Source organism: Polaromonas sp. P4_F4, from assembly GCF_056401355.1.
Map to the genome: position 1 here is coordinate 1 of NZ_JBFUJO010000023.1, position 26667 is coordinate 26667.

Here is a 26667-nt window from a genome sequence, read left to right on the forward strand (position 1 = left end):
AACTCCGGAACTCCGGACTCGTCAGAACGTTGAAGAATTCCACCGCCTGGGTCGATCTCGCCCGGCGTCCAATGCTGCTGCAACGTTGATGCAAGACGCTTTGGGCATTACGATCCATGGTGGCTGGCCTTTGGGAAGATGGTTTGGGTGCTTCGTAAACAACCATCCTATCGACCCTTTGGTCAGCCATCTCCCTTTGCTTTCAAGCACTTACGCACGTCGCCGAAGGCCAACCTGCCAAAGTAAGTGCCATTCGCTCTAAGCCGACCTTCAAAGAACAAACCCGACCCCAGCCTGAGCGATCGCCACCCGCTCCCACCCGCGACCACCCAATTACAAACTACAAACAAATACGAATTGCCCTGCATCCGCTTTTCAGGTTCCGTCGTTTATCCCAGGTGCTGACCTGCAGCGCATTCAATCCATCAACGATTAAAGGAGCCCGACATGAATACGTTTTCCATCCGCAACTTCATCGCATTGCCCGTCCTGGGCCTGGCTTTGGCCGGTGCCGTGCTGGGCGCCGATATCCAGACCACACCGGTGCAGAACGCACAGATCGACGACTTCGCTGCCGGCAAAAAGGCCCTGGACGCCAAAAACTGGGCTGAAGCCGTGAGCAGCTTCAGCAAGGTCGTCGCCAGGAACCCCACGAATGCCGACGCCTACAGCTACCTCGGTTATTCCAACCGCTGGCTGGGCAAATACGACGAGGCCTTTGCCGCCTACGGCAAGGCGCTGGCGCTGGACCCCAGGCACAAGGGCGCGCTGGAATATTCGGGCATCGCCTACCTGAAGACCAACCAGAAAGCCCAGGCCGAAATCCAGCTCGCCAAGCTGCAGGCCATCTGCGCGACCTGCGAGGAAACCAGCGACCTGGCCAAGGCCGTTGCAGCGGCCAAATAACCCAAAAGCCTTGCCCTTTGCCGCCCTGCCATCCTGGCAACCCGCCGGGATGGTTTCTCGCCTCGTCTCGATCCTGATCCCTTCCCATTGCCCCGGGAGGCTTGCCGTAGCCCGTCCCGGCCTATGAAACGGGTGTCGCAGCATTGACAGAACCTTTCACGAAACTTACAGTAAAGTCTCTGCACGGAGGCTTTATGTCAGACCCTTCCAGATACCATCCGCACCACATCACGTTGGTACACCTGCAGCGTGTCAAGAACTGGCGTGTGGCCCAGCATGGGGCGCACCCTGTGGAATGCCAGGTGTGGGAGGCTGTGCTGACCTTGTGGGTGATGGGATGGACAGGCTGGCTGCCTGCTTACACCTTTGAGGCCCCCTGGGCGTATCCGCTGTGCCTGCTGGGTGTTTTCGCACCGCGGCTTTATGTGCACTGGCGGGCACATGCCCATGCCAGGCAGCTCATCCGGTGCGAATGGCTGGATCTGGTGCGCTGACTTCGCCTGACCGCGCTCAACGGGCAACCGAAGGCAGCCAAGGGCAAACAACACCATCGGTCAGGCTCTTGCCGTTGAGGGGCGCTTGAGCGATGGGTCAAGCGCCGCCTTTGCGCCCAGGTTTTCTGAACTTTGGCGGAAAGTACCACCAAGCCGCCACCACAAGCAAGCCGAACAATGTGTATACCGCACTGAAAACCCATGGTGGTGCCTCGTAGAAAAGCAGGCGCTGAACCCAATACTCAATGAAACTCTCGCGGTAGAACGTGGATCCGGCCTGTATTCGAAGCCAGACTTCCGCTGCTGTCAGTGGGCAGATGATGCCCAGCCACGACTCGGCGACAACAAGCCCTATTGCCGCGATGTGCCCGAGGCGAAACCACAGGCTGTTGACCCAACGCCAGGCCCGCAAGTTGCCGGCGACGATTAGAAGCAGGCCACCGACAACGAACAGGACCACAGCGAAATGCAGGACCAGCACCGCGTCCGCGAGAAGCTGATACGGCAGCGATGCAGGCATTTCGGAGGCGCCTAACATTCGACGTGAAGCGGGACCGACGTGTGGGCTCGCGGAGCGCGACCATACCCCTGGCCGTGGAGCCGGCCCATGCCCCTGGGCCTCGCATCGACGGAGGGGTCAGGCCTCACGCGATTCTCCGCGCTGCGCTGCGAGCAGGACAAGTGTCTGGCGATCAGGCTCGCCCTGGTAATACCTGTTCAACGCCTGACCGAAAAGCGAATCCGGGCCCTCCACCTGGGAAAAGAGCGTCAGGCAGGACCGGAATTTGGCGGCGTCAACGTCGCCCAGGACTTGAGTCGCACTCACACCAGGAAGCGCGTTCAGGGCTGACACGCACTCCTTGAGCCTTGGGCCCAGCAACGGATGCCCGATATATGCGCGCGCCTCCGCGATTGACTTGATCGCATAGAAGGCCGACATCGCACTCGAACCTAAACCCTGCAGCTGAGGCAGGATGTACCAAATCCAGTGCGTTCGCTTCTTTCCTGCGCGGAGTTCACCGAGGGCTCGCTCGTAGTCACTCGCCTGGGCCTGAACGAAGCGGTCGAGGTTGTACGGGTCAGGTGGTTCGTTTGACATGAGGCTGGCGTTGCGACATGGGGTGTTTCGTGAAGCCTGGACAAAAATGGTTTCGTGAACTCGGGTGGCCCGTCCCTCAAAGCCAAACTATCGCTCAGTTTCTTGCACTTGTGGGGGAGTCCATATAGGAATGGTTAGGTGGCATTCTCGCCTCAAAACTCAACGGTGCGTGCAGACACTGCGCGGCCGGTGACGAGCTCTCCGACGGCAATGGGAAGCTTGAAGCGACGTGGCCCAGCACTTCCCGGATTGACGTAGAGGACCCCATCGCGCTCGTTGACCAGTGGCTTGTGCGAGTGACCGGAAACGACAACACGCACTCCAGCGGCACTTGGATCGATATCGATTTGAGCAAGATCGTGCACAACGTAGACAAACACCTCGCCAACCTGCAGAAATTCGGTCTCTCGCAGACGTTCCGCCCATGAGCCCTTGTCGTTGTTGCCTCGCACCGCAGTGACCGGCGCAATGGCTGCGAGTTCTTCGAGGATCCTCGGATCGCAGATGTCGCCGCCGTGAACGATGTAGTCACTACCTTGCAGAAAAGCTCTTGCCTCAGGCCGAAGAAGACCGTGCGTGTCAGAGATGAGGCCTACGCGGAGCATGGCACCGGGCTTTGGTGGCACTTAGACAAGATGGCTTGGCAGCGGGAGGCGGGCGAAGCCCGCTGGAAGCTGTCCGCTCGATGGAAGGCTTAGGCGCGTATTCACGGTACCGGCTCCAACATGCCGCCTCATGGCTTATAGGCAATGACCTCAATCTCAATCTTGGTGTCGACCATGTTTTTCGCCTGCATTGTCGAGCGCGCCGGCCTCTTTCCAGGGAAGAACTCGCTGTAGGCGCGATTGAATTCATCGAAGTCGCGTGCGTCATCGAGCCAAACCATGGTCTTCACCACGTCCTCCAGCGTGCAGCCGGCCAATGCAAGTGCGTAAGCGACATTCGTCATCGTCTGGCGCGTTTGAGCTTCAATGCCCCCGGCGATCATGTTGCCGTTTTCGTCCCTGCCTACTTGGCCGGACACAAACACAAAGCCGCCGGCCTTTGTCGCCAGTGAGCGCGGCAGCGTTCGTGTACCCGCATTACTCTCCTCGAAGTATTCAATGGTCATTTTCGGCACCTTTCGCGAAGAAGGACTCATCGATTCTGTGCGACCGGGCTATTCACGCCCACCTCATAGTCTCGGCAGAACCAACCGTCTGCCCAAGATTGTCCCGCGTTGGCTGAGTCTCCGCAATCACGTTACGTGTCCCGCAAGCACGGTTTTTTGTTTGCCGACATGGCCGGGGCGGCACACGGTAAGGCCGGTGCGCTGGCCGGCCTGGTCTACTGCACCGCAACACGCGCGAAGTCACGCGGACATGCCCTGCACTGCAAGGCTGGCCAACCCATGCGCAAATCAAATACACAAATACAACTTACTGCCGCGCCATCCGGATATTGGCCGGCAGGGCCTGTGGATGGCTGGTGCGAAACGGGTTGATGTCCAGCCCGCCGCGGCGGGTGTAGCGGGCGTACACCGACAGTTTCAGGGGTTTGCAGCGCGTCCACACATCCATGAAGATGCGCTCCACGCACTGCTCGTGAAATTCGTTATGGTTGCGAAAGCTCACCAGGTATTGCAGCAGGCCCTCCTGGTTGATTTGCGGCCCCGAGTAGCTGATTTGCACACTGCCCCAGTCAGGCTGCCCCGTCACCAGGCAGTTGCTCTTGAGCAGGTTGCTGGTCAGCACCTCGCTCACGGGCTGCTCTTCAAAGCTGGCAGTCAGCACCTCGGGCGCGGGCGTGTAGCGCGTGCACTCGACGTCGAGCCGGTCCAGGCTCAGGCCGTCGAGTTCATGCACCGGCTCACGGTCAAAGAGTTCGGGCAGCAGCAGCTTCACGCCCACCGAAGACGGCGAAGGCGCGCCGCGCCACGCGGCTTCGCTGATGTCCGCGCGTATGCGTGCCTGCACCTCGCCGGCATTGGCAAAGCGGGTGTTGTTGAAACTGTTCAGGTAGAGCTTGAAGGACTTGCTCTCGACGATGTTCGGCGTTTCACAGGGCACGGTGATGTGTGCCAGCGCCAGCTGCGGCTTGCCGCGCGCATTGAGCCAGCTCAGCTCGAACGCGGTCCAGATGTCGGCGCCAAAAAAAGGCGGTATTCCGGTGACGCCGATTTCGGCACGTTTTCCCGCACGGGGAATCGGAAAGAGCAAGGAGGCATCGTACTGGTCAACATAGGCCGATGCCTTGCCGAGCTGGGAGTGTTCAGGGGTGTTCATGGGTCGTAAATTCTCTGATCATCTTGATCAATGTAGCTGACCGCGCCGTGAAGGGCCGCGCCGGGCAAGTGAAGACCCTTTTACTAAGGAAAGGGGCAGCGTGCCGCCGAAGACAGGCGAAGCGACAGGCGTGAGGGCCATATCAAGTTGTGGCCTGAAAGTGCGGAATCAATAGCGCCAGCAGGCGGTCCACCACGCCGGGCGGCAAATCATGGCCCATGCCCTCGATGCCGGCCAGTTTCGCGCCCGGAATGCGGCGGGCGAGGTCTTCGCCGCAGGCAAATGGCACCAGCGGATCGGCCTTGCCATGCACCACCAGCGTAGGCACGGCGATGCGAGCCAGCGCTGCGGCACGCGTGCTGTCGGCCACGGCGGCCGCCATCTGGCGGGCAATGCCCCGCGGGTGGTAGCTGCGCTCGGTCGCGGCCGTCACGCGTTCGCGCAGCATCGCGTCATCCATGGGAAAGCCGGGGCTGCCGATGGCCTTGAAGAGTCTGACCGTATGGTCAATGGCGGCCGGCATGCCCTTGCCCGCCGGGCGGCTGAGCAGCGCTCGCGTCACCGCGGGCCGGGCTTCAGGCAGGCCGCGCGCGCTGCTGGAGCTCATGATGCAAGAAAGACTGAGCGCACGCCCAGGGGCCAGCAGCGCAATCCGCTGCGCGATCATGCCGCCCATGCTCACGCCGACCATGTGCGCCTTGTCGATTTGCAGCGCATCGAGCAGGCCCAGCGCATCGCGCGCCATGTCCTCCACGCTGTATGGCGGTGTGATGCGCAAGCCAATCCGGTACTTGAGCCCTTCCCACAGCAGGTTGGGTGTTCCCAGGTGGTCAAAGTGCTGGCTTAACCCGGTATCGCGGTTGTCAAAGCGCACCACGCGAAAGCCGGCGTCCTGCAGGCCCTGCACCAGCTCCGGCGGCCAGGCGATCAGCTGCATGCCTAGGCCCATGATGAGCAGCACCGCAGGCCGGCCCGTGGCGTCGCCCGGGTGGGTGTCTTCGATTTCTATATCGATGTGGTTGGCTCTTATCTTCATGATGGTGATTATGTACACCCCTGTTGAGGCTCACTTCGTGTAGCCTCCTCTCCCCTTGCAGGGGACGGGCGCCTGCGGGCCGGCGTAGCCGGACCCGCGGCCCCCGCAGGTAGGATCCGCCGCCCTCAGCGGGGGCCGCGGAACTGGCTTTGCCAGGCCGCAGGCGCCGCCCCCTTGAGGGGGGAACAGGCTACACGAAGTGAGCCTGGACGGGGGTGTTAAGTGAACTCCCGTTCACGCAGCCACTTGGTGGCAATCCACTTTTCTCCGGCCTTCACGGGCTCGCCGCCGTGCTTGGTGAGGCTGGCGGGATTCGCATTCGGGTAGCTGAAAAAAACCGCGGTGCCGCGGCGGGGTTTCACCTGCAGGGAAATGTCCGGAAATACCGTGGCGCCGCCCTGCTCCGGCTCGTTCAGGTACATGATCAGGGTTGCCACGCGCTGCCCGCCCCGCTGCAGTATGGCAGGCGTGCCGGGCTCGGCCGGATCGAAGTAATCGTAGTGGGGCTTGTACTGGGCGCCCTGCCGATAACGCAGCACCTGCAGGCCCTCGCCCTTGTGCACCGGCCAGTCCAGCAGCCTGGCAATGCGCGCTTCGACGCGCTGCACCACCGGATTCTCGCCACGCGCAAAAAACATGCCCTGGCTGGTGCGGTCACGGTTGCGCTCCTCACCGCCGGTCTTGGTGTTCACTGTCAGTGAGCGCGACAGGCGCGGCCGCGCCGCCTCCATCAGGGCCTCGCATTCGCTGTCGCTGAGCAAATTGCCGAACACCACCAGATCGGGCACCTGCAGGCGCTGGAGCACTTCAACCCAGCGGTCTCCGGCGTCCAGCATCGTGCCGGACCCACCCGCCGGCAAGGGGGGCAAGGCAAACGCCGCTTGCTCCGCCAGCGTCAGTCGCAAGGCACGGCAGGCCGTGGCATGCTGCCAGCCGGCGTCCAGCATCGCCTGGAAGATGGCGGCCCGGGGGTGACCCAGCGCCGTTTGCGCGGCTACCCAGGCCCGCAATTCGCGGCTGACAGGCTGGGCGCTGGCGGGTTGCTGCTTCACACCGGGCCTGTCTAGCGCTTCAGGCCGCCTGCCGGCGCCGGAACACGAGGCGGTCGGCCTCCGATGCGGCGGGGTCAAAGCGGTAACCTTCGGCAGCAAAGCCTTCCAGCTTCTTGACCGTGGCCAGTTTGTGCTCGGTGGCATAGCGCACCATCAGGCCGCGGGCGCGCTTGGCCATGAAGCTGATGATTTTGTACTTGCCTGCCCTGAACTCCTCGAAGACACAGCTCACCACGCGTGGCTTGAGTGCCTTGCGGTCGACCGCCTTGAAATACTCTTCGCTCGCCAGGTTCACGATAACCGGCGAGGTGTGGGCGGCGGCGCGCTGATTGAGGTAATCGGCAATTTGCGAGCCCCAGAACTGGTAGAGATTTTTACCCTGGCCGGTAGCCAGCGCAGTGCCCATCTCCAGCCGGTAAGGCTGCATCCAGTCGAGCGGGCGCAGCACACCGTACAAGCCGCTGAGGATGCAGACATGGTCCTGCGTCCAGCCGAGCTGCTGCTCGCTCAGGGTCTTCGCGTCCAGTCCCCCGTAGACATCGCCATTGAAGGCCAGCACGGCCTGTTTGGAGTTTTTGGCCGTGAATTTGGGGGACCACGCCTGGTAGCGCGCGAAATTCAGGCCGGACAGCGCATCCGACAGCTTCATCAGCGTGCTGATCTGCTGCGGCGTTTTTGTCTGGAGCACGTCAATCAACTCAGCCGACTGGCGTGTGAACAGCGGCTTGGTGTACGTGGAGACGTGCGGGGGGGTGTCGTAGTCCAGTGATTTGGCAGGCGAAATGAGAAACAGCATGGTCCGGCAAAATTAAATTGACAAGCAAGCCTGTGACTGTACGACAGCCAGCGCCCCGAAAGACCGGAAGGCTGCGACAAGCCCTCCCGCACGGGGAGCAGGTTTCTCAGCGCAAGTCGCTAGCCAGCGACGCCAGCGATTCCGCCGGAATCATCGTGTGCGCCGGGTAATTGGTATGGTCGCAGCCCAGCTTGACGCTGGCTCCGGCCTTGACGGCGGCGCACATGGCGGGGTCCAGCTCGAAACGCACAAAATGCACGGCCGAGGTTTTCTCGTCGTTTTCGCGGTCCATGTCTTCGTCGGCAATCGCATAGACGCGGGCGTGGCCTTCCACCTCGACAAACAGGCGGTCTTCCACGCCGATCAAGCGGGCCAGCTCACGCTTGCGCTCGTTGACATCGGGGTACTCCAGCATCATGGTGGCCTTCCAGTTGCTGCCGTCGGGCATCAGGGGCGCATAGGCCTCGATCTCCTGCTCAATGCCTTCTACCTCAAAGATTTTTTCGAGACGCAACATTTCCTGGATCTGGTAGCGGATGCTGGTCTCGCTCTCGAACTGCACGTTGATGTACTCGCCCAGGCGCACGCTGCGCAGCTTGCGGTGGGCCATGATGGCGGCCTTGTGTTCCTTGCGGTACTTGCTGTATGCCTCAAGCGTCATCAGAGACTCGCGCGTGATTTTTCCGGTGGTTTCCATGGGATGCATCCAGGTTTGTGGCGGTTACTTCAGGCCATACGCCGTGCGTATCAGCGTCAGCGGATGTTTTTGCGGCGGCGCGCCCAGGTTGTTGACGTCAAAGCCCTGGGCAATGTGGTGGCCACCCAGCGGGCAGTCACTGCTGATGACATCGGGCAGGCCGCCATCCTTGTGGTTGGCCATGGCCTTGAACAGCGGCTTGCCGATTTTCATCGCCTGCTGGTGGTAGGGCACCTTGACGCCGAAGGTGCCGGCATGGCCCGAGCAGCGCTCGTGCGTCTGCACGCTGGTGCCGGGCACCATCTTGAGCATTTCCTCGGTTTTCTTGCCGATGTTCTGCACCCGGCCGTGGCAGGGAATCTGGTAGCTGATCTTGCCCAGCGGCGTGGGAAACTCGGTCTTCAGCAGGCCGTCACGCTTGCGCGCCATCAGGTACTCGAAGGGATCCCACATGTGCTCCTTGACCAGTTGCACCTCGGCGTCATCCGGGTACATCAGCGGGATCTCCTGCTTGAACATCAGCGTGCAGCTGGGCACGGCGCTCAAAATGGCGAAGCCGTCGCGGGCGTATTTGGCCAGCACCGGAATATTGGCCTCCTTGCTGGTGTTCACCGAATCCAGGTCGCCCAGCTCCAGCTTGGGCATGCCGCAGCACTTTTCCTTTTCCACCAGCACATAGGGCACTTCGTTGTGGTCCAGCACCTTGAGCAGGTCGTGGCCAATGCCCGGTTCGTTGTAGTTGATGTAGCAGGTCGAATAGATCACGACCTTGCCCGGCGTCTTGGCGCCGTCCTTCACCGGATGCGGCGGTGACTCCAGTGCACCCGAACGGAATTTTTGCGTGGCCAGCTCGGGCAGCCAGGCGTTTTTGTCGACGCCCAGCACCTTTTCCATCACGGCGCGCGCGGGCTTGGTCTTGTTGACCGCGTTGGCCACCTGCACCACGATGGGAATGCCGGCAAATTTGCCATGCACATCGGTGGAGGCCAGAAACCGCTCACCCGCGCCGACCTCGCCCTTCTTGAACTTGATGGCCTTGGCGCGCAGCATGGTGTGCGGGAAGTCGACGTTGAACTCGTGCGGCGGCACATACGGGCACTTGGTCATGTAGCACAGGTCGCACATGTAGCACTGGTTCACCACCTTCCAGTAGTCCTTTTTCTCCACCCCGTCGACTTCACCGGATTTGCTCTCGTCCACCAAGTCAAACAGGGTAGGGAATGTGCCGCACAGGCTCACGCAACGGCGGCAACCATGGCAGATGTCGAAGATGCGCTCCAGTTCATGAAAGGTCGCTTCCTCGTTGTAGAACTGCGGATTTTTCCAGTCAATTGCATGACGGGTAGGTGCTTTCAGATTGCCTTCTGTAGCCATGGCGCTGTCTCTCGTTTTGAGGATGAAGGTTTAAGAAATGACTCTGCGGCACTGGGGCTTTCGCGGCAGAACTCTTTCTTAAACTCGCTACCCCGGGGATAGCGAGCAGCAGGTACGGACTGTACGGACGACCCCGGACGTCGCCCGGGTGAGCTACCCGAGACGACGCCGCCCTGCAGCCGTTCCAGCACCGGCAGGGCCGGCGCGCCTGGTCAGTCCGCTGGTCAGTCCACCAGTTCGGCCAGGGCCTTGGTGTAGCGGTTCGCATGCGAACGCTCGGCCTTGGCCAGGGTTTCAAACCAGTCCGCTACTTCGTCGTGACCTTCATCGCGCGCGGTTTTGGCCATGCCCGGGTACATGTCGGTGTACTCGTGGGTTTCGCCTGCTATGGCAGATTTGAGGTTGTCGCGGGTGGCGCCGAAGGGCATGCCGGTGGCGGGGTCGCCGCACTGCTCCAGCCATTCCAGGTGGCCGTGGGCGTGGCCGGTTTCACCTTCTGCAGTCGAGCGAAACAGTGCTGACACATCGTTCTGGCCTTCAACGTCGGCCTTGTTTGCGAAATACAGATAGCGGCGGTTGGCCTGTGATTCGCCGGCAAACGCGGCTTTCAGGTTCTCTTCCGTCCTGGAGCCTTTAAGAGCAGCCATGGAAATCTCCTTCGTGGGTTGATGAATACCTTGCTTGAAGCCTCGGGCAAAGCCAGCCGAAGACGATTCAACCTTAGCGCTGTTGGCGTGACGCGTCCAGTTGCCGCAATCAATGATTGAAATAGCCAATAGCTATCAATAATCACATATTGATAACCATAGACAATTTTTGCAAATGTTAGCAGGATCTGGGCGACGGCCCCAAAAACGCGGCTGCAAGCCAATGGCATTGACGTGATCGACGTGACGGATCACCATATCTTCAAGAGCATTTATTCGCAATGACCGGCCCGAAGTTGCCGCGAGAGCTGGCCAGGGATTGCAGTAGAAAATCGTGCAAGTACATGCAGAAATGCAGGCAGGAGGGACACCACCCATGCAAGAAGAACATCCGGACTACGCCGAAACCGCCTTCACCAACGGTTATGAATTCACGCAGGGCACCGGCTACCATCTGCCCGAATACCCGTTTATCGCGCCACCCGAACTCACCTCGGGCGAGATCAAACGCCACCCGATTGTCATCGTGGGCGGCGGCATCACCGGCCTGACGCTGGCCTGCCTGCTGGCGCATTACGGTGTGCCGGCGGTGCTGCTCGACGAAGACAACACGGTGGGCGTCAAAGGGGCTTCGTCACGCGGCATTTGTTACGCGCAAAAGACACTCGAAATCTTCAAGCGCCTGGGCATTTACGGGCGCATTGCCGCCAAGGGCGTGCAGTGGAGCGTGGGACGCACCTTTGCCGGCGAGGACGAGGTCTACAGCTTCGACCTGCGCCAGCAGCAAACCCACTCCCTGAGCAAGGAACCGCCCTTCATCAACATCCAGCAGTTTTATGTGGAAGGTTTTCTGGTCGAGCGGATCTACCAGCTGGCCCAGGCCCAACCGGGCGTGGAGCTCCGATGGCGCCAACGGGTTACCGGGTTTGAGCAGAATGCCGAATTTGCGACGCTTTCCATAGACACCCCGGCCGGGGCCTATTCGCTGCAGGCCGACCATGTAATTGACTGCACCGGCTCCCACAGCCCGTTTCGCAACTGGTGCCAGGCCACGGCCGCCGCCAAAAAGGGCGACGACCGCTGGTGCATTGCCGACGTGCGTTTCAGCAACCCGCCGCCCGCAGAGCGCCACACCTGGATTGAGGCGCCGTTCAACGAGGGCCGAGCCGTCTGGCAGCACCTGATGGCCGACGGCGTCTGGCGCATCGACTACCAGATGCCGCCCGATGCCGACCTGCAATCGATGAGCCGTGAAGATGTCGTGCGCGCCCGGCTGAACGCCCAGTTCAAGCGCGAGCTGAGTCCGGAGGAATGTGAAATCGTCTGGGTGGGCCCTTACGCCTACCGCAGCGAATGCCTGGACATGCTGCGCCACGGCCGGGTATTTTTTGCCGGCGATGCCGCCCATGTGGTCAGCCCCTTTGGCGCGCGCGGCGGCAACTCGGGGGTGCAGGATGCCGACAACCTGGCCTGGAAGCTGGCCGCGGTGGTGGAGGACCGCGCCGCGCCCCAGTTGCTGGACAGCTACAGCGACGAGCGGCGTGAGGCCGCACAGTTCAACATGCGGGTCACCAACCGCACCACACGCTTTTTGCGTCCCACCGATGGCGCGGAACGCCTGTTTCGCAACGCCGTCCTGAGCCTGGCCAGGCAGCATGTATTTGCCCGGCAACTGGTCAACACCGGCCGCATGTCGACCCCCAACACCTACACCCAATCCAGCGTGTGCGGCAAGACCGGTGGACTGGCCACGCAAAACTGCGCCCTCACCTGGCCCGACGGGACCCGGGGCGAGCTGATTGACCTGCTCAACTGGGCCGGCAGCCGCCTGCTGCTGCTGGTGTTTGGCGACCTGCCCGTCGCCGCCGCCCGGCGGCTCCAGGAGCTGGCCGTGCAAACCGACGTACGCTGCGTGCAGGTGATTCCCCCCGACAGCCGGGCCAGCGCTGTGGAACATGTGATTGACCAGGAGGGTCATCTGCAGGCCAGCTGCCACGTCTTTGGCCATGCCTGGGCACTGCTGCGGCCCGACAGCTACGTGGCCGCGACCGGCGAAAGCATTGACACCTCGCTGGTGCATGCCATTGCCATGGCGCTTGGCACCCATTGGAGCCTGCACGGAGAAACCGCATGAAAACCAACGTCAACTTCCAGGATGCCGATGCGTTTTACGAATCCCTGCTCGACGCCCACCAGGGCCTGAGCCGGGAGCAGTCCGAGCTGCTCAATGCCCGCCTGATCCTGCTCATGGCCAACCAGATTGGCAACACGGCGCTGCTGCAAGCCTGCATCGCGGCTGCGGGCGAGGCAGCGACCCGGCCCGCCATGGCCCCGCACTTGCACGGGATTTGAATCGGGCGCATTCTCTGGATACGCCTGTCACGGCGTTTCCCGGGAGTCCATCATGGGTGCTTCACTTGTCCGGACGCTTCTTGCCTTGTCCCTTGCTTTAGCGCTGGCCCCGGGAGCGCTCACTGCGTCACTCGCTGCGAGCCCACCGCCGCCGCCCACGGTTCAGGCTGTGATCGATGCCCTGAGCAAGGCCAACGCAGCGGTTGTCGGCATCCAGGTAACCGCCATTCCGGATGCCCGGTCAATACAGACACTGGGACGGGAGCGCACCGGCTCGGGCGTGGTGATCGGAACCGATGGCCTGGTCCTGACGATCGGCTACCTGATGCTCGAAGCGCAGCGAATCGAGGTCGTCACGCAGGACAACAAGAGCTTGCCGGCCACCGCTGTGGCTTACGACATCGCCACAGGTTTTGGCCTGGTCAGGCCGCTGCTGCCCTTGCGCGGCGTGGCACCCGTGACGCTGGGAAATTCCCAGGACGTCACGCCCGGTGAATCACTGATGGCCGCCACCGGGGCAACCGTCGACGGCGAAGAAGGTGACGTGAGCATGACGCAGCTGGTCAGCAAGCGCGCTTTTTCGGGCAACTGGGAGTACCACATCGACACCGCGCTGTTCACCAGCCCGCCGGTCACCGCAGGCCAGGGTAACCACAGCGGCGCGCCGCTGTTCAACCAGAAGGGCGAGCTGGTCGGCATAGGCTCCCTGCTGGTGATGGACGCCAGCGGCGAAAACCGCCGCCTGCCCGGCAACATGTTCGTCCCCATCGATCTGCTCAAGCCCATCCTCGCTGAAATGCAGCAGTCGGGCAGCAGCCGCCAAAGCCACCGGCCGTGGCTGGGCCTGACGTCGAATGACCACGAGGGGCGCGTGCAAATCATGCGCGTCAGCGCGGACAGTCCGGCGGAGAATGCCGGCCTGCAGCCAGGCGTGGTGGTACTGGCCGTGGACGGCACCGAAGTCACGACGCTGGAGGGTTTTTACAAGAAACTGTGGGCACGGGCGGCGCCCGACGAGCCGGTCACGCTCACAGTGCGCCAGGGCGATGAAGTCAAGACCATTGTCATCAACCCCGAAGACCGGATGCTGACGCTGAAGAAACCCCCGGGTATCTGAGGGCGCAAAGTGAGGGCTCAACGTGAGGGCGCAAAGACCGGTGATGGCGCAGATAGGGACCACACGGGCACCGACTGGCCAGTCGAATAAAATCGGGGCAGTTACCTCCAACACCAAGCGGCATCCCGGATGCCGCTTTTCCATTGCCCCATGACCAACGCCGCCATCCCCACCCCCGCCAGCCCCGCTCCCGACACCGCCAAGGCGCCTGTTCCCACGCCCGGGCTGGACAGCCTGGCCAAGTCCTTTGAACCGGCGGCCATTGAAAGCCGCTGGGGCCCGTTGTGGGAGCAGAGCGGGCAGTACGAGCCCACGCTGGATGCGGCCAAACCGTCGTTTTCCATCCAGCTGCCACCGCCCAATGTCACCGGCACGCTGCACATGGGCCATGCGTTCAACCAGACCATCATGGACTCGCTGACGCGCTACCACCGTATGCGCGGCCACAACACGCTGTGGGTGCCCGGCACCGACCACGCCGGCATTGCCACGCAAATCGTCGTGGAACGGCAGCTGCAGGGTGAAGGCAAAAGCCGCCACGACCTGGGACGCAAGAACTTTGTCGCCAAGGTCTGGGAGTGGAAAGAGGAATCCGGCTCGACCATCACACGCCAGATGCGCCGCATGGGCGACTCGGTGTCGTGGAAGCACGAGTACTTCACCATGGACCCCAAGATGTCCACGGTGGTCACCGAGACCTTTGTGCGGCTGTATGAGCAGGGCCTGATCTACCGCGGCAAGCGCCTGGTCAACTGGGACCCGATCCTCAAGTCCGCCGTGTCCGACCTGGAAGTGGAGAGCGAAGAGGAAGACGGCTTCCTCTGGCACATCCGCTATCCGCTGGCCGATGGTTCCGGCTCCCTGACGGTCGCCACCACCCGCCCCGAAACCATGCTGGGCGACGTGGCGGTGATGGTCCATCCCGAAGATGAACGCTACAGACACCTGATCGGTCAGCTTGTGAAGCTGCCGCTGTGCGACCGCGAGATCCCGGTGATTGCGGACGACTATGTCGACAAGGAATTCGGTACCGGCGTGGTCAAGGTCACGCCCGCGCACGACACCAACGACTATGCCGTGGGCCAGCGCCACCAGTTGCCCATCATCGGCGTGCTGACGCTGGACGCCGCGATCAACGACAACGCACCTGAAAAATACCGCGGCCTGGACCGCTTCGATGCCCGCAAGTCGGTGGTGGCCGACCTCGAGGAGCAGGGCCTGCTGGTGGAAGTGAAGAAGCACAAGCTCATGGTGCCGCGCTGCGCCCGCACCGGCCAGGTGATCGAGCCCATGCTGACCGACCAGTGGTTTGTCGCCATGACCAAGGTCAGCGACCAGGACCCGACCGGCAAATCCATCGCGCAAAAAGCCATCGACGCCGTCGAGAGCGGTGCCGTGAAGTTTGTCCCCGAACAATGGGTCAATACCTATAACCAGTGGATGGGCAACATCCAGGACTGGTGCATTTCGCGCCAGCTCTGGTGGGGCCACCAGATCCCGGCCTGGTATGACGAAGAGGGCAAGGTCTACGTGGCGCGCGACGAGGCCGAAGCGCAGCAGCAGGCACCCGGCAAGAAGCTCACGCGCGACGAAGACGTGCTCGATACCTGGTATTCCTCGGCGCTGGTGCCCTTCTCATCCATGGGCTGGCCCGAGAAGACCAAAGAACTGGACCTGTTCCTGCCATCCAGCGTGCTGGTCACCGGCTACGACATCATCTTTTTCTGGGTCGCCCGGATGATCATGATGACCACGCATTTCACCGGCCAGGTGCCCTTCCACCATGTGTACATCCACGGTCTGGTGAAGGATTCCCACGGCAAGAAGATGAGCAAGTCCGAAGGCAATGTGCTGGACCCGGTCGACCTGATTGACGGCATTGAACTAGCGCCGCTGCTGGACAAGCGCTCACAGGGCCTGCGCAAGCCGGAGACCGCCCCCCAGGTGCGCAAGAACACCGAAAAAGAATTTCCCGCCGGCATTCCAGGCTATGGCGCCGATGCGCTGCGCTTTACCTTCGCCTCGCTGGCCAGCCTGGGCCGCAGCATCAACTTTGACAGCAAGCGTTGCGAGGGCTATCGAAACTTCTGCAACAAGCTCTGGAACGCCACGCGCTTTGTGCTGATGAACTGCGAAGGCCAGGACTGCGGCCTGGCACAACACACCAAGGCGCAATGCGCACCCGGTGGCGAGTTTGAAAATTACCTGAGCTTCTCGCAGGCCGACCGCTGGATTTCATCGACCATGCAGCGTGTCGAAGCCGACGTGGCCAAAGGCTTTGCCGACTACCGCCTCGACAACGTGGCCGGCAGCATTTACCAGTTTGTCTGGGACGAGTTCTGCGACTGGTACCTGGAAATTGCCAAGGTGCAGATCCAGACCGGCACGGATGCGCAAAAGCGCGCCACGCGCCGCACGCTGATCCGCACACTGGAAGGCGTGCTGCGCCTGGCGCATCCGCTGATTCCCTTCATCACCGAAGAGCTGTGGCAAAAAGTGGCACCGGTGGCGGGCCTCAAAAAAGGCCCCTTGATCGGCCAGGCCGCCTACCCGCAAAGCCAGCCGGAAAAAATCGACCCGCAAGCCGAAGCGCATGTGGCCAAGCTCAAGACGCTGGTCGATGCCTGCCGCAACCTGCGCGGCGAAATGAATGTCTCGCCCGCCACGCGCCTGCCGCTGTTTGTGCTGGGCGACACCGCCTTCATGAACAGCGTGGCGCCCGTGCTCAAGTCATTGGCCAAGCTCAGCGAAGTCAAGGTGTTTGAGGACGAGGCCGCCTGGGCCGCCGCCGCCCAGGCGGCGCCCGTCGCGGTCGTCGGCGAAGCACACATCTGCCTGCACATGGAAGTGGATGTGGCTGCCGAAAAAGCGCGGCTGGGCAAGGAAGCGACCCGCCTGGAAGGCGAGTTGGTCAAGGTCAACGCCAAGCTCGCCAACGAGGCCTTTGTCACCAAAGTGCCCCCTGCCGTGCTGGAGCAGGAGCGCAAACGCCTGACCGATTTCACGGCGACGCTGGAAAAAATCAGGGACCAGCTGGCGCGCCTGGCATAAGCGCATAGGCAGCGCATAGGCAGGCCGGAGCCGCTGTGCCGGCGCCGGGGCAGGCCAACCGCCTACACCGAGAGGTCCGGTTCGGGCCACTGCGACAGTGAGGCTGCGGCGGGCAGCGAATCCAGCCCGCTTTGTGGCGCCCCGATGGCTTCATGCATGCGGTGCGCCACATACCAGCTCGCACGCAAGCGCGCCTCCCGCGTGTACGACCCGAGGCGCGGGGTGGCAAACAGGTTCTTCAGGCCCTTGAGCGGCGAGGTGTCGCCCACAAAACCGGGTTCGACACCATCGAGAATGCAGGCCTCGATGCGGCCATCGCCCAGCGCTGCAGCCAGCGCCGCTTCCTCAAACAAATCGCTGCGGCTGATGCCCACCCACAGCTGGTCACGCCTGCAGGCGGCCAGCAATTTGGCATTGACGAAGCCCCTGTACCGCGTGGCATAGACCATCTGCACCGACACCGCATCGGCCTGGCTCACCAGTTCGTGCAACGAGACCGGCTGAATGCCCAGACGCTCCCAGACGGGCGCGGTGTGGTGCACCGCCGGGTCATAGCCGATCAGGCGAACCCCGAGGCCGCTCAGCATGCCGGCCAGCGTATGCGCGGCGGGCGCCAGGCCCAAAATGCCGACGGTGCTGCCGTGAAGCTCACGCCCTATCTGGGCGCTGGGGTGCTTGTGGCCCATCAGGGCCGATACCAAACCGCGCCGGCAAAGCAGCAGCAGGCTGCTCAGCAAATACTCGGCGTTGGAGCGTACATTGGCGCTGCTGGCGTGTACGACCTTGATGTCCCGCTCCTTGCAGGCGTCGATGTCGATGTTGTCCGTGCCAATGTGGAGGCGGCCAACAGCCTTGAGCTTGGGCAGAAAATCCAGAAACCCCCGGGTGACGATGGTTTGCCTGGGAAAGACAATGCCCCTGGTTTTATAAGCCACCTTGCGCAGGGCGATGAGATCGTCAGCCAGTTCGGGACGGTATTCCACGCTGTGCCTGGTCTGAAGCCAGGTCACAGCCTCCGGCACCAATGCATCAAGAAGTAAGATGTCCACCCAGTTGTCCTTTTTGTCCTTTTCCTGCCAATCCGGCTCGTCCTGTTCATTGCGCGGTTCGCGCACGCCGACTCGGGATGTCGTCCGACGTAGCGTGCTTTACCTGAACCGCAACACTTGAGTTTTTCACTTATCAAAGTCGATGCCAAAATTCACCTTGAACAAAGCCGTTTTCCCCGTTGCCGGGCTCGGTACCCGCTTTCTGCCCGCCACCAAAGCCCAGCCCAAGGAAATGCTGCCCGTCGTGGACAAGCCGCTCATCCAGTACGCGGTAGAAGAAGCCTATGCGGCGGGCATTCGTCACATGATTTTTGTGACAGGACGCAATAAACGGGCCATCGAAGATCACTTCGACACCGCCTACGAACTCGAAAACGAGCTGGAGGTCGCGCAAAAGCAGGATTTGCTGGCCTTGGTGCGTTCGGTTCAGCCCGACGACATGAATTTTTCCTATGTCCGGCAGCCCCGTTCGCTCGGCCTCGGCCATGCGGTGCTGTGCGCCGAACACCTGGTGGGCAACGAGGCTTTTGCGGTGCTGCTGGCGGATGACCTGATGGTTGGGCCGGCGGGCGGCCTGCCAGTGCTGGCCCAAATGGCCGTGCAGTACCAGGAGCTTCAGCAGTCAGTGCTGGCGGTGCAGGAAGTGCCCCTGGCGCATACGCGCCGCTACGGCATCGTGGCGGCGCAAGCTGCCAGCCCGGGAGCCAATCCGAGGCTCATGAAGGTGGAAAAAATCGTGGAAAAACCGGCGCCGGAGGTGGCTCCATCCCGCATGGGCGTTGCCGGTCGCTACATTCTCACACCCGCCATTTTTGAGCATATACGCCGCCAGGCGAGCGGTGTAGGGGGCGAAATCCAGCTGACCGATGGCATCTCAAGCCTGCTGGCCGAGGAAACCGTTTATGCCCTGCAATACCAGGGCAAGCGTTACGACTGCGGCAGCAAGGAAGGGTTCCTGGAGGCCACCGTTGAGCTGGCGCTGCAACACCCGGAAGTCGGGCAACACTTTCGCCAATACCTCAGCGGGCTCAAGCTCGACTGAAGGCCGAACCGCGGGGGGAACCCGGGCAGACGGTGGTGAACTTCAGCGCCGCTTCAGCACATGAATGAAGTCGCTGCCGACGACCTGCTGCTCCACCAGTTCATTGCCGGTCTGCTTGGCAAAGGCCTGGAAGTCGCGGGTTGAGCCGGAGTCGGTGGACACCACGCGCAGCAACTGTCCGCTGAGCATTTCGGTCAGCGCTTTTTTGGCTTTCAGGATGGGCAGCGGGCAATTCAGGCCGCGGGTGTCGAGTTCTTTGTCGATATGCATGCTTATCCTTGGGTTGCTGTTATTTTAAGCACTAACAGGGCACCGCACAGCCGCCGCCGGTGCCACCACCAACCACCGCTATTTCGCTGTTACGCTGTTATTCGCTGTTACTGTTATTCCGACCTTTTGTCCCAGGCCAGAAACTCGGGCTCGTAGCCACGCGTGCGCAGCCAGTCGGCCAGCGCATAGCCGGTACCCGCAGGCCAGCACTTGAGTTTGTCAAAATCGTACAGCCGGTAGTCCACCAACTCCGGCGACAGCCTGACCTCGCCGTTGCAGACGGCGTGGTAGGCGATGATGACCTGGTTCATGCGCTGAAAATCGTACACCCCGATCAGGTCCAGCGCGGTGGTGTCCAGGTTGGTTTCTTCCTTGATCTCGCGCCTGATGCCGTCCTGCGGGGTTTCACCTGCCTCCATGAAGCCGGTGATCAGTGCGTACATCTTGCCGGACCAGGCCGCATTGCGCGCCAGCAAAATCTGCCCCTGGTATTCGACCACCGCCGCCAGCACGGGCGTGGGATTGTTCCAGTGGGTGTAACTGCAGGCCGGGCAGCGCAGGCGCGCCTTCTCCCCACTGTCCTCCATTTGCACCACCATGGCCAGCGGCGTCGCACATTGGGGGCAAAAGCGGAATTCATGGGTCATGGCTGATGCCCCGCGCGCAACAATTTGCTATATTTTCCGTAGCAAACTATCCCAACAAAATATGGGCCTAAAACAGTATTCACGGTCAATCAGGCGGGGAAGACGCCGGTAGACAGGTAGCGGTCGCCGCGGTCGCACACGACGAACACGATCACCGCGTTGTGGACGGTTTTGGCGATCTCCTGCGCCACCCAGCAGGCGCCAGCCGACGAGATACCGGCAAAAATACCCTCTTCGCGCGCGAGCCGGCGGCACATGTCTTCCGCATCGCTCTGGCTGACCAGCACCAGCTCGTCCACATGGCTGGGGTCATAAATTTTGGGCAGGTATTCTTGCGACCATTTGCGGATGCCGGGAATCCGCGAGCCTTCGCTGGGTTGCGCACCGATGACGCGTATGGCCGGATTTTTCTCCTTCAGGTAGCGCGAAACCCCTGTAATCGTGCCGGTTGTGCCCATCGCACTGACAAAATGTGTCACTTTGCCTGACGTATCTGTCCATATTTCGGGGCCGGTGGTCTCGTAATGGATGCGCGGATTGTCCTGGTTGGCAAACTGGTCCAGCACCCGGCCTTTGCCCTCGTTTTGCATCTGCTCGGCCAGGTCCCGGGCGTGTTCCATGCCACCGCTTTTGGGGGTGAGCACCAGCTCGGCGCCAAAGGCCTTCATCGTCTGGGCGCGCTCAATGCTCAGGTCCTCCGGCATGATCAGCACCATGCGATAGCCCTTGATGGCCGCCGCCATGGCCAGCGCGATGCCGGTGTTGCCCGAGGTGGCCTCGATGAGGATGTCGCCGGGCTTGATGTCGCCGCGCTCCTCGGCGCGCTTGATCATCGACAGCGCCGGCCTGTCCTTGACGGAGCCGGCCGGATTGTTGCCTTCGAGTTTGCCGAGGATGACGTTGTTGCGTTCGGTGTTTTCAGCGGCTGCGATGCGCTGCAACGCGACCAGCGGCGTTTTGCCGATCGCGTCTTCAATGGTTGGATAGTTCATACGCCACACTGTGCCATAATTTCAGTCTTCGCTTCTTTCCGCCCGGGTGGTGAAATTGGTAGACGCAGGGGACTCAAAATCCCCCGCCGAAAGGCGTGCCGGTTCGATTCCGGCCCCGGGCACCAGTGGTTTCGCGCTATACATTCGATAGCTGCATACCCTGGGATTGTTGCGCCGTTTCCGCATAACGGCAAATCAACACCCAACTCCCGCCCTGCTTCACCACGACCGGCATGTTCTGCCACCCAAGGGCACCAGCGCACAAACATCAGCGCGGCCGCCTGCCGCTCAATACACGGGCACGGCAATTGACCCCGTCAAGGCTTTCACCATACGGCCTTATCTGGGGCGGCGCATGTGGAACAACTGCTCGGGTCCGATGGAAAAATAATCTCCCGGCCCGCCGCCGCGCAGGATGTGACCGGCGGCCGCGGTGTCGTAAACACCGTCCTTGAGCAGGGCCTGGGCGATATGCACGGCCACGACTTCGCCCAGCACCAGCCAGGTCGGCACCTTGTCGCCGCTGGCCCCCTGAAGCTGCACGATCTGCGTGACGCGGCACTCGAACGAAACCGGGCTTTCGGCGACCCTTGGCACCGCGATCACGCGCGAATCCTGCGGCGTCAACCCCGCGAGCCCGAATTCACTGACCTCGGGCGGCACCGGGGCGCAAGTCTGGTTCATGGCCTCCGCCAGCGGCCGCGTGGCCAGGTTCCAGGCGAATTCACCTGTCTGCTCGACGTTGCGCACCGTGTCCTTGTAGCCGATGCTGGCAAACCCCACGATGGGCGGCGTGTAGTTAAAGGCATTGAAAAAGCTGTAGGGCGCGAGGTTGAGTGCGCCCTCCGCATTGCGTGACGAAATCCAGCCGATCGGTCGCGGCCCGACGATCGCATTGAAAGGGTCATGGGGCAGGCCGTGGCCGTGACGGGGTTCGTAGAAATGATTGGCGTTGGACATGGGCAATTCGCAATTTCGCTGTGAGTCTGGAGCCGACGATAACCTCAAACGCCCTATCGGCATGTCTCCCGTGCCGGGGTCGCGGTCACCCGGCTGCACCCGGCTGCCGGGCCGTTGTCAGGCAAGCCATAACCTGATGGTGCCTGGCGAGGTCAGGTGGTGTCCGCCGGACATTCGGACTAGTATGGAGCCTTCCCGAAGGAGTTGATGATGTCCAGCATACCCACAACGATTCTGGTGACAGGCGCGACCGGTGGCATCGGGCGCGCCGTCTGCCGCAGGCTGGCGAGGGCCGGCAACTCCCTCCTTCTTGCGGCACGCGATGCCGACAAACTTCAGTCACTGTGCACTGACCTGTCCAACGCCTCTCCCGGCAGCCACTCATGGATTTCCGTGGACATGACGCGTGATGCGTCGGTCGGGGAATTTGCCGGGGAGCTGGCTGCAAGGAAGATGACGCTGGACGGGGCGGTGCTGATGCCGCCACAGGACCCGCCCACCAACGATCCGCTCCCCAGCAGTGACAAGTGGCGCGAGGTCCTTCAGAACAGTTTTGTGGGCCCGCTGTCGCTGCTCAAGGTGGCCATCGCCGCCATGAAACCGGACCTGGCGACGGGCAGGCGCGCCAAGATCGTCATCATCTCCGGCATCTCATCGGTGCAGGTCCTGGGCCACTATGCCTCCAGCAATGTGATTCGCTGCGCCTGGCTGGCCGAAGCCAAGACGCTGGCGTTCGCGTTGGGCGACCAGGGAATCCATGTGAATACGCTGTCCCTGGGCGGCACGCTCACGCCCGGGTATCAGGCATCTCTTGAAAAGCGCGCAACCAACGCGGGGATGACGTTTGAACAGCGCCTGGCCGAAGAGACATCGAATGTTCCCCTGCACAAGTACGGCACGCCCGAAGAGGTGGCCGTTGCGGTTGAGGGCCTGTTGTCGCCGTTCTCCGACCACATGACCGGGCTCAATATCCTTCACGATGGCGGATTCACGAGAGCGTATTGAGGGACTCCCCCATCAACGGGTAGATGGAGCCGCCCGTTGCATGCTGTGCCTCAACCCGCCTCAGCCCCGCAAACCCTCCTCCACCGTCGGGTAACGCAGTACCAGCTTCAATTCTTCCTTCATCCGCCGGTTGTCCAGCCGCCGCGACTCACCCATGAAACTCAACAGCATCAGCGGTAACTGTTCCTTGGCGGTGCTTCGCGGCAGGCGCGGAGGTCGCGGCAGCTGGTACAGATCGGCCGCCAGGTCAAAGTAGTCACCCATCTTCATCTGCGTGTCGTCGCTGGCGTTGGTCACCCGTTGCGGCTTGCCGCGCCACAGGGCCGCGACGCAGGCACGGGCCAGATCGTCCGCGTGAATATGGTTGGTGTAGACGTCGTCCTGCGCGCGCAGCACGGGCGTTCCCTTGAGCAAGCGCCCGCGCGGGGTGCCGCCTTCACGGTCGGGGGCGTAAATGCCTGGAATCCGCAAAATGTGGCTGTGCGTTGCGGTTGCGCGTCCGAACAGGCGCACGTGGGCTTCCGCATGCACGCGGCGCAGGGCCCGGGGGGTGTTCGGATTGACGCCCCGCGTTTCGCTGACCCAGTCGCCCTGGCAATCACCGTAGACCCCGCTGGTTGAGCCATAGACCAGCGACTGTGGCCGGCCGCGTAAACGCAGCGTCCTGAGCAGGGCCAGGGTACGTGGATCGCTGCGCCAATCGGGGTTGTCGCCGGGCGGTGGCGCCAGGTGCACCACACGAGTCGCCAGGCCGGCCAGACGGCGCAAGGTGGCACTGTCGTCCAGGTTGCCCTGCAGCGGGGTGATGCGCTGCGCACGCAATGCGGGCACGCGTTCGGCCGATGAGGTCAGGGCCATCAGGCCAACGCGTGCGGGGAGCTGGCGGGCCACCCGCAGGCCGATATCGCCGCAACCGACGATCAGGATGCGTTCGCGGCGGAAACGAAAAGGCAAGGCGCCGAGGGGATTCAGGTTTGAGGGCAAAATTGGGGGTTCGCTGGAAAATCAGCCAAGTCAAGTAACAGATACCGCAAGGATACCGAATATGAGTTTCAACGTGAGCGTTCAGCCCAGCGGCCGGACCTTTACCGCCAATGCCGATGAGGCCCTGCTGGCCGCGGCTATTCGGCAGGGAATTGGCCTGCCTTATGGTTGCAAGGACGGCGCGTGCGGCTCCTGCAAGTGCAAAAAACTGGAAGGCACCGTGACCCACGGCGCGCATCAGCTGAAGGCCTTGTCGCTCGAGGAAGCAGCCAATGGCTTTATTCTGACCTGCTGCGCCGTGGCGCACAGCGACGTGGTCATCGAGTCGCGCCAGGTGACCGACGAGAGCGCCTTCCCTGTCAAAAAAATGCCCACCCGCGTCAACACCATGACCAAGGCGTCCCATGACGTGATGGTGATTCGGCTGCAACTGCCGGCGAGCGACGTATTCAAGTACCACGCTGGCCAGTACGTGGAGTTTTTGCTGCGTGATGGCGACCGCCGCGCCTACTCGGTGGGTAACGCACCGCATACCCAGGCCGAAAACCCGGGCCTGGAACTGCACGTCCGGTACATGCCCGGCGGCAAATTCACCGAGCATGTCTTTGGCCCCATGAAGGAAAAGGAAATATTGCGTATCGAAGGTCCCTTCGGCAGCTTCTACCTGCGCGAAGACGGTGACAAACCCATGGTGCTGCTGGCATCGGGCACCGGCTTTGCGCCCATCAAGGCCATCATTGAACACATGCAGTTCAAAGGCATCACGCGCCCCGCCGTGCTGTACTGGGGCGGCCGCCGCCCTGTCGACCTGTACATGAATGACTGGGTGCTTGGCAAGGTGGCCGAGATGCCGAATCTCCGCTATGTGCCGGTGGTGTCGGACGCACTGGCCGAAGATGCCTGGACGGGCCGTACCGGCTTCGTTCACAAAGCCGTTCTGGAAGATTTTCCCGACCTCTCGGGTCACCAGGTCTATGCCTGTGGCGCACCGATTGTGGTGGACTCCGCGCAGACCGATTACGCCGCAGCCGGCTTGCCTGCCGATGAGTTTTATGCGGACTCGTTCGTCACGGAGAAGGAAAAAGCCGAGGCCGTGGTGTGACGCGCAGGCGCGCCCTGCCGTAGGGTATGCCTAGAGGGTGCCCGTCGAGATTCTTTGCAACAATACAGAACATGAAGATCCAACCTGCCCTGCTCCCATTCGCACGCGCATTCACAAAAAGCCTTGCGAGCCTGTCCATCGCAGCACTGGCCCTGTCATCATCGCTGGCGCTGGCTCAGCCCAAAGTCATGCGCATCATCGTTCCCTACGCGCCTGGCGGCCCGATTGATGTCACAGCCCGCCTGATGGCCGAACGCGTCAAGGATTCCCTGGGACCGGTCATCATCGAGAACCGCCCCGGCGGCGGCGGCAACATCGGCGCGGACGCGATTGCCAAGGCCGCACCCGATGGCTTGACGGTGGGCATTGCGGCGGTAGCGACGCACGCCATCAACCCCTGGCTTTACAGCAAGATGCCCTACAACGCCGCGACCGACTTCGCGCCCATCACGCAGATGCTGCGTGTGCCGAACGTGCTGGTCATGAACGCCGACACGGCGAAACGACTGAACATCAACAGCCTGGCCGACCTGATTCAATACGCCAAGGCCAATCCGGCCAAACTCAACTACGCCAGCGGCGGCAACGGCAGCGCCGGCCACCTCGCGGGTGAAATGTTCAAGGCACAGGCCGGCATTTTTGCGGTGCACATTCCCTATAACGGCGGCAACCCGGCACAGCTGGCGCTGCTGTCGGGCCAGGTCGATTTCAACTTTGACAACCTCGCCACCGCATCGGGCAACATCAAGGCCGGCAAGCTCAAGGCACTGGCAGTGACGACCGCCAGGCGAAGCCCCGTACTGCCGGAAGTGCCGGCAGTGGCTGAAACCCTCAAGGATTTTTCCGTTGACACCTGGTGGGGCCTGGTGGCACCCGCCGCCACGCCCAAAGACGTGGTCACCAAACTGAACCAGGCGTTTGTGGCCGCACTGAACTCCCCGGAAGCGAAAACCCGATTTGCCGCGTTGATGGCTGAGCCCGTGGCCAGTACGCCGGAGCAGTTTGGCGCATTCATGAAGGCGGAACTCGCGAAGTACGAGAAGGTGGTGAAGGCTTCCGGCGCGAAAGTGGACTGATCAGGGCAGCGTGAAGCGCAGGGTAGCGCCTTCTCCCGGCTTTGACTCTGCCCATGCCCGGCCCTGGTGCCGGGCCACGATGCGCTGCACAATGCTCAGTCCGATACCCGAACCCTCGAATTCGTCAATGCGGTGCATACGCTGGAACGGTGTGAACAGCTTGCCGGCATCTGCCATGTCGAAGCCGGCGCCGTTATCGCGCACGAAATAGCATGTAACGCCCTCGTGCTGCTCGGACCCGACTTCAATGCAGGGCTGCGCGGTCTGCAGGGTGAACTTCCAGGCGTTGCCAATCAGGTTTTCGAGCAGGATGCGCACCAGGCCGGGCATCCGAAGTCCGAAAACCACAAGGACACGCCATGACGTGTCCTTGTTTGTCTTGGTATTTTCTTTGTGTATTCGGTATTGCTATCTGCTCCCCACCCGTGTGGCTGGGCCGAGCAGCGCAGATGGAGGCGGGATCAGGGCCGCAGTTGTTTGAGCGAAGCGAGTTCTGCGGACCCCCGCCGGAGTCGAGCAGCGCAGGTTGCCCGCAGCGCAGCGAAGGGACCCAGACTGCGGGTCGCCTTTTCTTTGGTGACGTTCTTTTGGCGAAGCAAAAGAAAGTTACTTGCCGCCGGGCAATCCCCGGCCAGCAACCCTCAGCAGAGTCAAC

The 26667-nt window shown here is 62.1% G+C and carries 28 protein-coding genes and 1 tRNA gene; 11 read left to right on the forward strand and 18 right to left on the reverse strand.

The window, feature by feature from the left end; translation table 11 throughout:
* Window positions 1-447 precede the first annotated feature (447 nt).
* Together AC1DUR_RS20240 and AC1DUR_RS20245 are read left to right on the forward strand one after the other, a co-directional pair.
* Window positions 448-906: a tetratricopeptide repeat protein gene (locus AC1DUR_RS20240; protein WP_477720437.1), complete on the forward strand. Its 459-nt coding sequence runs from the start codon at window positions 448-450 to the stop codon at window positions 904-906.
* 194 nt (window positions 907-1100) lie between these two features.
* Entirely contained in the window at window positions 1101-1400 is a 300-nt protein-coding gene (locus tag AC1DUR_RS20245) for a hypothetical protein (protein ID WP_477720438.1), read from the forward strand.
* Window positions 1401-1497: 97 nt separating this feature from the next.
* On the opposite strand, the gene AC1DUR_RS20250 is transcribed toward AC1DUR_RS20245, so the two are convergent.
* The 11 genes from AC1DUR_RS20250 to AC1DUR_RS20300 all read right to left on the reverse strand — a co-directional run bounded on the left by AC1DUR_RS20250 (window position 1498) and on the right by AC1DUR_RS20300 (window position 10365).
* Window positions 1498-1920: a DUF2784 domain-containing protein gene (locus tag AC1DUR_RS20250; protein ID WP_477720439.1), complete on the reverse strand. Its 423-nt coding sequence runs from the start codon at window positions 1918-1920 to the stop codon at window positions 1498-1500.
* Between the two features lie 117 nt (window positions 1921-2037).
* Window positions 2038-2499 (reverse strand): DUF1810 domain-containing protein, encoded by a 462-nt coding sequence (locus AC1DUR_RS20255; protein WP_477720440.1) that lies wholly within the window; start codon window positions 2497-2499, stop codon window positions 2038-2040.
* A 152-nt stretch (window positions 2500-2651) separates the two neighbouring features.
* Entirely contained in the window at window positions 2652-3104 is a 453-nt protein-coding gene (locus AC1DUR_RS20260) for a metallophosphoesterase family protein (RefSeq protein WP_477720441.1), read from the reverse strand.
* A gap of 128 nt (window positions 3105-3232) precedes the next feature.
* On the reverse strand, window positions 3233-3610 hold the full coding sequence (locus tag AC1DUR_RS20265; protein ID WP_477720442.1) for a RidA family protein: 378 nt from the start codon (window positions 3608-3610) through the stop codon (window positions 3233-3235).
* 307 nt (window positions 3611-3917) lie between these two features.
* The gene (gene queF, locus AC1DUR_RS20270) at window positions 3918-4763 is read right to left on the reverse strand and encodes an NADPH-dependent 7-cyano-7-deazaguanine reductase QueF (RefSeq protein ID WP_477720443.1); all 846 of its coding nucleotides are present in this window, start codon (window positions 4761-4763) and stop codon (window positions 3918-3920) included.
* Window positions 4764-4905: 142 nt separating this feature from the next.
* Window positions 4906-5799, reverse strand: coding sequence for an alpha/beta fold hydrolase (locus AC1DUR_RS20275; RefSeq protein ID WP_477720444.1), 894 nt, complete (start codon window positions 5797-5799; stop codon window positions 4906-4908).
* Window positions 5800-6017: 218 nt separating this feature from the next.
* Window positions 6018-6851 carry a 2OG-Fe(II) oxygenase gene (locus AC1DUR_RS20280; RefSeq protein WP_477720445.1) on the reverse strand — a complete coding sequence of 278 codons (834 nt, stop codon included), beginning with the start codon at window positions 6849-6851 and terminating at the stop codon, window positions 6018-6020.
* 19 nt (window positions 6852-6870) lie between these two features.
* Window positions 6871-7647, reverse strand: a complete 777-nt coding sequence (yaaA, locus tag AC1DUR_RS20285) for a peroxide stress protein YaaA (protein WP_477720446.1) — start codon at window positions 7645-7647, stop codon at window positions 6871-6873.
* Between the two features lie 106 nt (window positions 7648-7753).
* Entirely contained in the window at window positions 7754-8344 is a 591-nt protein-coding gene (locus AC1DUR_RS20290) for a DUF3501 family protein (RefSeq protein ID WP_477720447.1), read from the reverse strand.
* A 24-nt stretch (window positions 8345-8368) separates the two neighbouring features.
* Complete coding sequence (locus tag AC1DUR_RS20295; RefSeq protein ID WP_477720448.1) at window positions 8369-9718, reverse strand: heterodisulfide reductase-related iron-sulfur binding cluster; 1350 nt, start codon at window positions 9716-9718, stop codon at window positions 8369-8371.
* Between the two features lie 224 nt (window positions 9719-9942).
* Entirely contained in the window at window positions 9943-10365 is a 423-nt protein-coding gene (locus AC1DUR_RS20300) for a rubrerythrin family protein (protein ID WP_011484607.1), read from the reverse strand.
* Between the two features lie 376 nt (window positions 10366-10741).
* Between AC1DUR_RS20300 and AC1DUR_RS20305 the strand changes: the two genes are divergently transcribed.
* The 4 genes from AC1DUR_RS20305 to AC1DUR_RS20320 all read left to right on the forward strand — a co-directional run bounded on the left by AC1DUR_RS20305 (window position 10742) and on the right by AC1DUR_RS20320 (window position 16885).
* The gene (locus tag AC1DUR_RS20305) at window positions 10742-12499 is read left to right on the forward strand and encodes an FAD-dependent monooxygenase (protein ID WP_477720449.1); all 1758 of its coding nucleotides are present in this window, start codon (window positions 10742-10744) and stop codon (window positions 12497-12499) included.
* On the forward strand, window positions 12496-12717 hold the full coding sequence (locus AC1DUR_RS20310) for a DUF2783 domain-containing protein (protein ID WP_477720450.1): 222 nt from the start codon (window positions 12496-12498) through the stop codon (window positions 12715-12717). The genes AC1DUR_RS20305 and AC1DUR_RS20310 overlap by 4 nt, the downstream gene beginning before the upstream one ends.
* A 52-nt stretch (window positions 12718-12769) precedes the next feature.
* A complete protein-coding gene (locus AC1DUR_RS20315) occupies window positions 12770-13834 on the forward strand; it encodes a S1C family serine protease (protein WP_477720451.1) in 1065 nt (354 codons plus the stop codon).
* A gap of 150 nt (window positions 13835-13984) precedes the next feature.
* Complete coding sequence (locus tag AC1DUR_RS20320; RefSeq protein ID WP_477720452.1) at window positions 13985-16885, forward strand: valine--tRNA ligase; 2901 nt, start codon at window positions 13985-13987, stop codon at window positions 16883-16885.
* A 62-nt stretch (window positions 16886-16947) separates the two neighbouring features.
* On the opposite strand, the gene AC1DUR_RS20325 is transcribed toward AC1DUR_RS20320, so the two are convergent.
* Entirely contained in the window at window positions 16948-17934 is a 987-nt protein-coding gene (locus tag AC1DUR_RS20325) for an NAD(P)-dependent oxidoreductase (protein ID WP_477720453.1), read from the reverse strand.
* Window positions 17935-18076: 142 nt separating this feature from the next.
* On the opposite strand from AC1DUR_RS20325, the gene galU reads away from it, so the two are divergent.
* On the forward strand, window positions 18077-18976 hold the full coding sequence (galU, locus tag AC1DUR_RS20330) for a UTP--glucose-1-phosphate uridylyltransferase GalU (protein WP_477720454.1): 900 nt from the start codon (window positions 18077-18079) through the stop codon (window positions 18974-18976).
* A gap of 42 nt (window positions 18977-19018) precedes the next feature.
* On the opposite strand, the gene AC1DUR_RS20335 is transcribed toward galU, so the two are convergent.
* The 3 genes from AC1DUR_RS20335 to cysM all read right to left on the reverse strand — a co-directional run bounded on the left by AC1DUR_RS20335 (window position 19019) and on the right by cysM (window position 20885).
* Window positions 19019-19246: a sulfurtransferase TusA family protein gene (locus tag AC1DUR_RS20335; RefSeq protein ID WP_477720455.1), complete on the reverse strand. Its 228-nt coding sequence runs from the start codon at window positions 19244-19246 to the stop codon at window positions 19019-19021.
* Window positions 19247-19359: 113 nt separating this feature from the next.
* A complete protein-coding gene (locus AC1DUR_RS20340) occupies window positions 19360-19893 on the reverse strand; it encodes an NUDIX domain-containing protein (protein ID WP_477720456.1) in 534 nt (177 codons plus the stop codon).
* 89 nt (window positions 19894-19982) lie between these two features.
* Window positions 19983-20885, reverse strand: coding sequence for a cysteine synthase CysM (gene cysM / locus AC1DUR_RS20345; protein ID WP_477720457.1), 903 nt, complete (start codon window positions 20883-20885; stop codon window positions 19983-19985).
* Window positions 20886-20925: 40 nt separating this feature from the next.
* On the opposite strand from cysM, the gene AC1DUR_RS20350 reads away from it, so the two are divergent.
* Window positions 20926-21010 (forward strand) — tRNA-Leu (locus AC1DUR_RS20350).
* A 214-nt stretch (window positions 21011-21224) separates the two neighbouring features.
* Here AC1DUR_RS20350 and AC1DUR_RS20355 read toward each other — a convergent pair.
* Complete coding sequence (locus AC1DUR_RS20355; RefSeq protein ID WP_477720458.1) at window positions 21225-21845, reverse strand: flavin reductase family protein; 621 nt, start codon at window positions 21843-21845, stop codon at window positions 21225-21227.
* 210 nt (window positions 21846-22055) lie between these two features.
* Here AC1DUR_RS20355 and AC1DUR_RS20360 point away from each other — a divergent pair, with 210 nt between their 5' ends.
* The gene (locus AC1DUR_RS20360) at window positions 22056-22850 is read left to right on the forward strand and encodes an SDR family oxidoreductase (RefSeq protein ID WP_477720459.1); all 795 of its coding nucleotides are present in this window, start codon (window positions 22056-22058) and stop codon (window positions 22848-22850) included.
* Window positions 22851-22910: 60 nt separating this feature from the next.
* Here the strand turns inward: AC1DUR_RS20360 and AC1DUR_RS20365 are convergent, their stop codons facing one another.
* On the reverse strand, window positions 22911-23834 hold the full coding sequence (locus tag AC1DUR_RS20365; RefSeq protein WP_477720460.1) for an SDR family oxidoreductase: 924 nt from the start codon (window positions 23832-23834) through the stop codon (window positions 22911-22913).
* 61 nt (window positions 23835-23895) lie between these two features.
* Here AC1DUR_RS20365 and AC1DUR_RS20370 point away from each other — a divergent pair, with 61 nt between their 5' ends.
* Window positions 23896-24936: a CDP-6-deoxy-delta-3,4-glucoseen reductase gene (locus AC1DUR_RS20370; RefSeq protein WP_477720461.1), complete on the forward strand. Its 1041-nt coding sequence runs from the start codon at window positions 23896-23898 to the stop codon at window positions 24934-24936.
* 71 nt (window positions 24937-25007) lie between these two features.
* A complete protein-coding gene (locus tag AC1DUR_RS20375; protein WP_477720462.1) occupies window positions 25008-26012 on the forward strand; it encodes a Bug family tripartite tricarboxylate transporter substrate binding protein in 1005 nt (334 codons plus the stop codon).
* Here the strand turns inward: AC1DUR_RS20375 and AC1DUR_RS20380 are convergent, their stop codons facing one another.
* The gene (locus AC1DUR_RS20380; RefSeq protein WP_477720463.1) at window positions 26013-26360 is read right to left on the reverse strand and encodes a sensor histidine kinase; all 348 of its coding nucleotides are present in this window, start codon (window positions 26358-26360) and stop codon (window positions 26013-26015) included.
* Window positions 26361-26667: the final 307 nt, after the last annotated feature.

What these genes read in the sequence shown, in the direction of transcription:
- AC1DUR_RS20240 (WP_477720437.1), top strand. Translation starts at nt 448, where the DNA reads ATGAATACGTTTTCCATCCGCAACTTCATCGCATTGCCCGTCCTGGGC.
- AC1DUR_RS20245 (WP_477720438.1), top strand. Translation starts at nt 1,101, where the DNA reads ATGTCAGACCCTTCCAGATACCATCCGCACCACATCACGTTGGTACAC.
- AC1DUR_RS20250 (WP_477720439.1), bottom strand. Translation starts at nt 1,920, where the DNA reads ATGCCTGCATCGCTGCCGTATCAGCTTCTCGCGGACGCGGTGCTGGTC.
- AC1DUR_RS20255 (WP_477720440.1), bottom strand. Translation starts at nt 2,499, where the DNA reads ATGTCAAACGAACCACCTGACCCGTACAACCTCGACCGCTTCGTTCAG.
- AC1DUR_RS20260 (WP_477720441.1), bottom strand. Translation starts at nt 3,104, where the DNA reads ATGCTCCGCGTAGGCCTCATCTCTGACACGCACGGTCTTCTTCGGCCT.
- AC1DUR_RS20265 (WP_477720442.1), bottom strand. Translation starts at nt 3,610, where the DNA reads ATGACCATTGAATACTTCGAGGAGAGTAATGCGGGTACACGAACGCTG.
- queF (WP_477720443.1), bottom strand. Translation starts at nt 4,763, where the DNA reads ATGAACACCCCTGAACACTCCCAGCTCGGCAAGGCATCGGCCTATGTT.
- AC1DUR_RS20275 (WP_477720444.1), bottom strand. Translation starts at nt 5,799, where the DNA reads ATGAAGATAAGAGCCAACCACATCGATATAGAAATCGAAGACACCCAC.
- yaaA (WP_477720446.1), bottom strand. Translation starts at nt 7,647, where the DNA reads ATGCTGTTTCTCATTTCGCCTGCCAAATCACTGGACTACGACACCCCC.
- AC1DUR_RS20290 (WP_477720447.1), bottom strand. Translation starts at nt 8,344, where the DNA reads ATGGAAACCACCGGAAAAATCACGCGCGAGTCTCTGATGACGCTTGAG.
- AC1DUR_RS20295 (WP_477720448.1), bottom strand. Translation starts at nt 9,718, where the DNA reads ATGGCTACAGAAGGCAATCTGAAAGCACCTACCCGTCATGCAATTGAC.
- AC1DUR_RS20300 (WP_011484607.1), bottom strand. Translation starts at nt 10,365, where the DNA reads ATGGCTGCTCTTAAAGGCTCCAGGACGGAAGAGAACCTGAAAGCCGCG.
- AC1DUR_RS20305 (WP_477720449.1), top strand. Translation starts at nt 10,742, where the DNA reads ATGCAAGAAGAACATCCGGACTACGCCGAAACCGCCTTCACCAACGGT.
- AC1DUR_RS20310 (WP_477720450.1), top strand. Translation starts at nt 12,496, where the DNA reads ATGAAAACCAACGTCAACTTCCAGGATGCCGATGCGTTTTACGAATCC.
- AC1DUR_RS20315 (WP_477720451.1), top strand. Translation starts at nt 12,770, where the DNA reads ATGGGTGCTTCACTTGTCCGGACGCTTCTTGCCTTGTCCCTTGCTTTA.
- AC1DUR_RS20320 (WP_477720452.1), top strand. Translation starts at nt 13,985, where the DNA reads ATGACCAACGCCGCCATCCCCACCCCCGCCAGCCCCGCTCCCGACACC.
- galU (WP_477720454.1), top strand. Translation starts at nt 18,077, where the DNA reads ATGCCAAAATTCACCTTGAACAAAGCCGTTTTCCCCGTTGCCGGGCTC.
- AC1DUR_RS20335 (WP_477720455.1), bottom strand. Translation starts at nt 19,246, where the DNA reads ATGCATATCGACAAAGAACTCGACACCCGCGGCCTGAATTGCCCGCTG.
- AC1DUR_RS20340 (WP_477720456.1), bottom strand. Translation starts at nt 19,893, where the DNA reads ATGACCCATGAATTCCGCTTTTGCCCCCAATGTGCGACGCCGCTGGCC.
- cysM (WP_477720457.1), bottom strand. Translation starts at nt 20,885, where the DNA reads ATGAACTATCCAACCATTGAAGACGCGATCGGCAAAACGCCGCTGGTC.
- AC1DUR_RS20355 (WP_477720458.1), bottom strand. Translation starts at nt 21,845, where the DNA reads ATGTCCAACGCCAATCATTTCTACGAACCCCGTCACGGCCACGGCCTG.
- AC1DUR_RS20360 (WP_477720459.1), top strand. Translation starts at nt 22,056, where the DNA reads ATGTCCAGCATACCCACAACGATTCTGGTGACAGGCGCGACCGGTGGC.
- AC1DUR_RS20370 (WP_477720461.1), top strand. Translation starts at nt 23,896, where the DNA reads ATGAGTTTCAACGTGAGCGTTCAGCCCAGCGGCCGGACCTTTACCGCC.
- AC1DUR_RS20375 (WP_477720462.1), top strand. Translation starts at nt 25,008, where the DNA reads ATGAAGATCCAACCTGCCCTGCTCCCATTCGCACGCGCATTCACAAAA.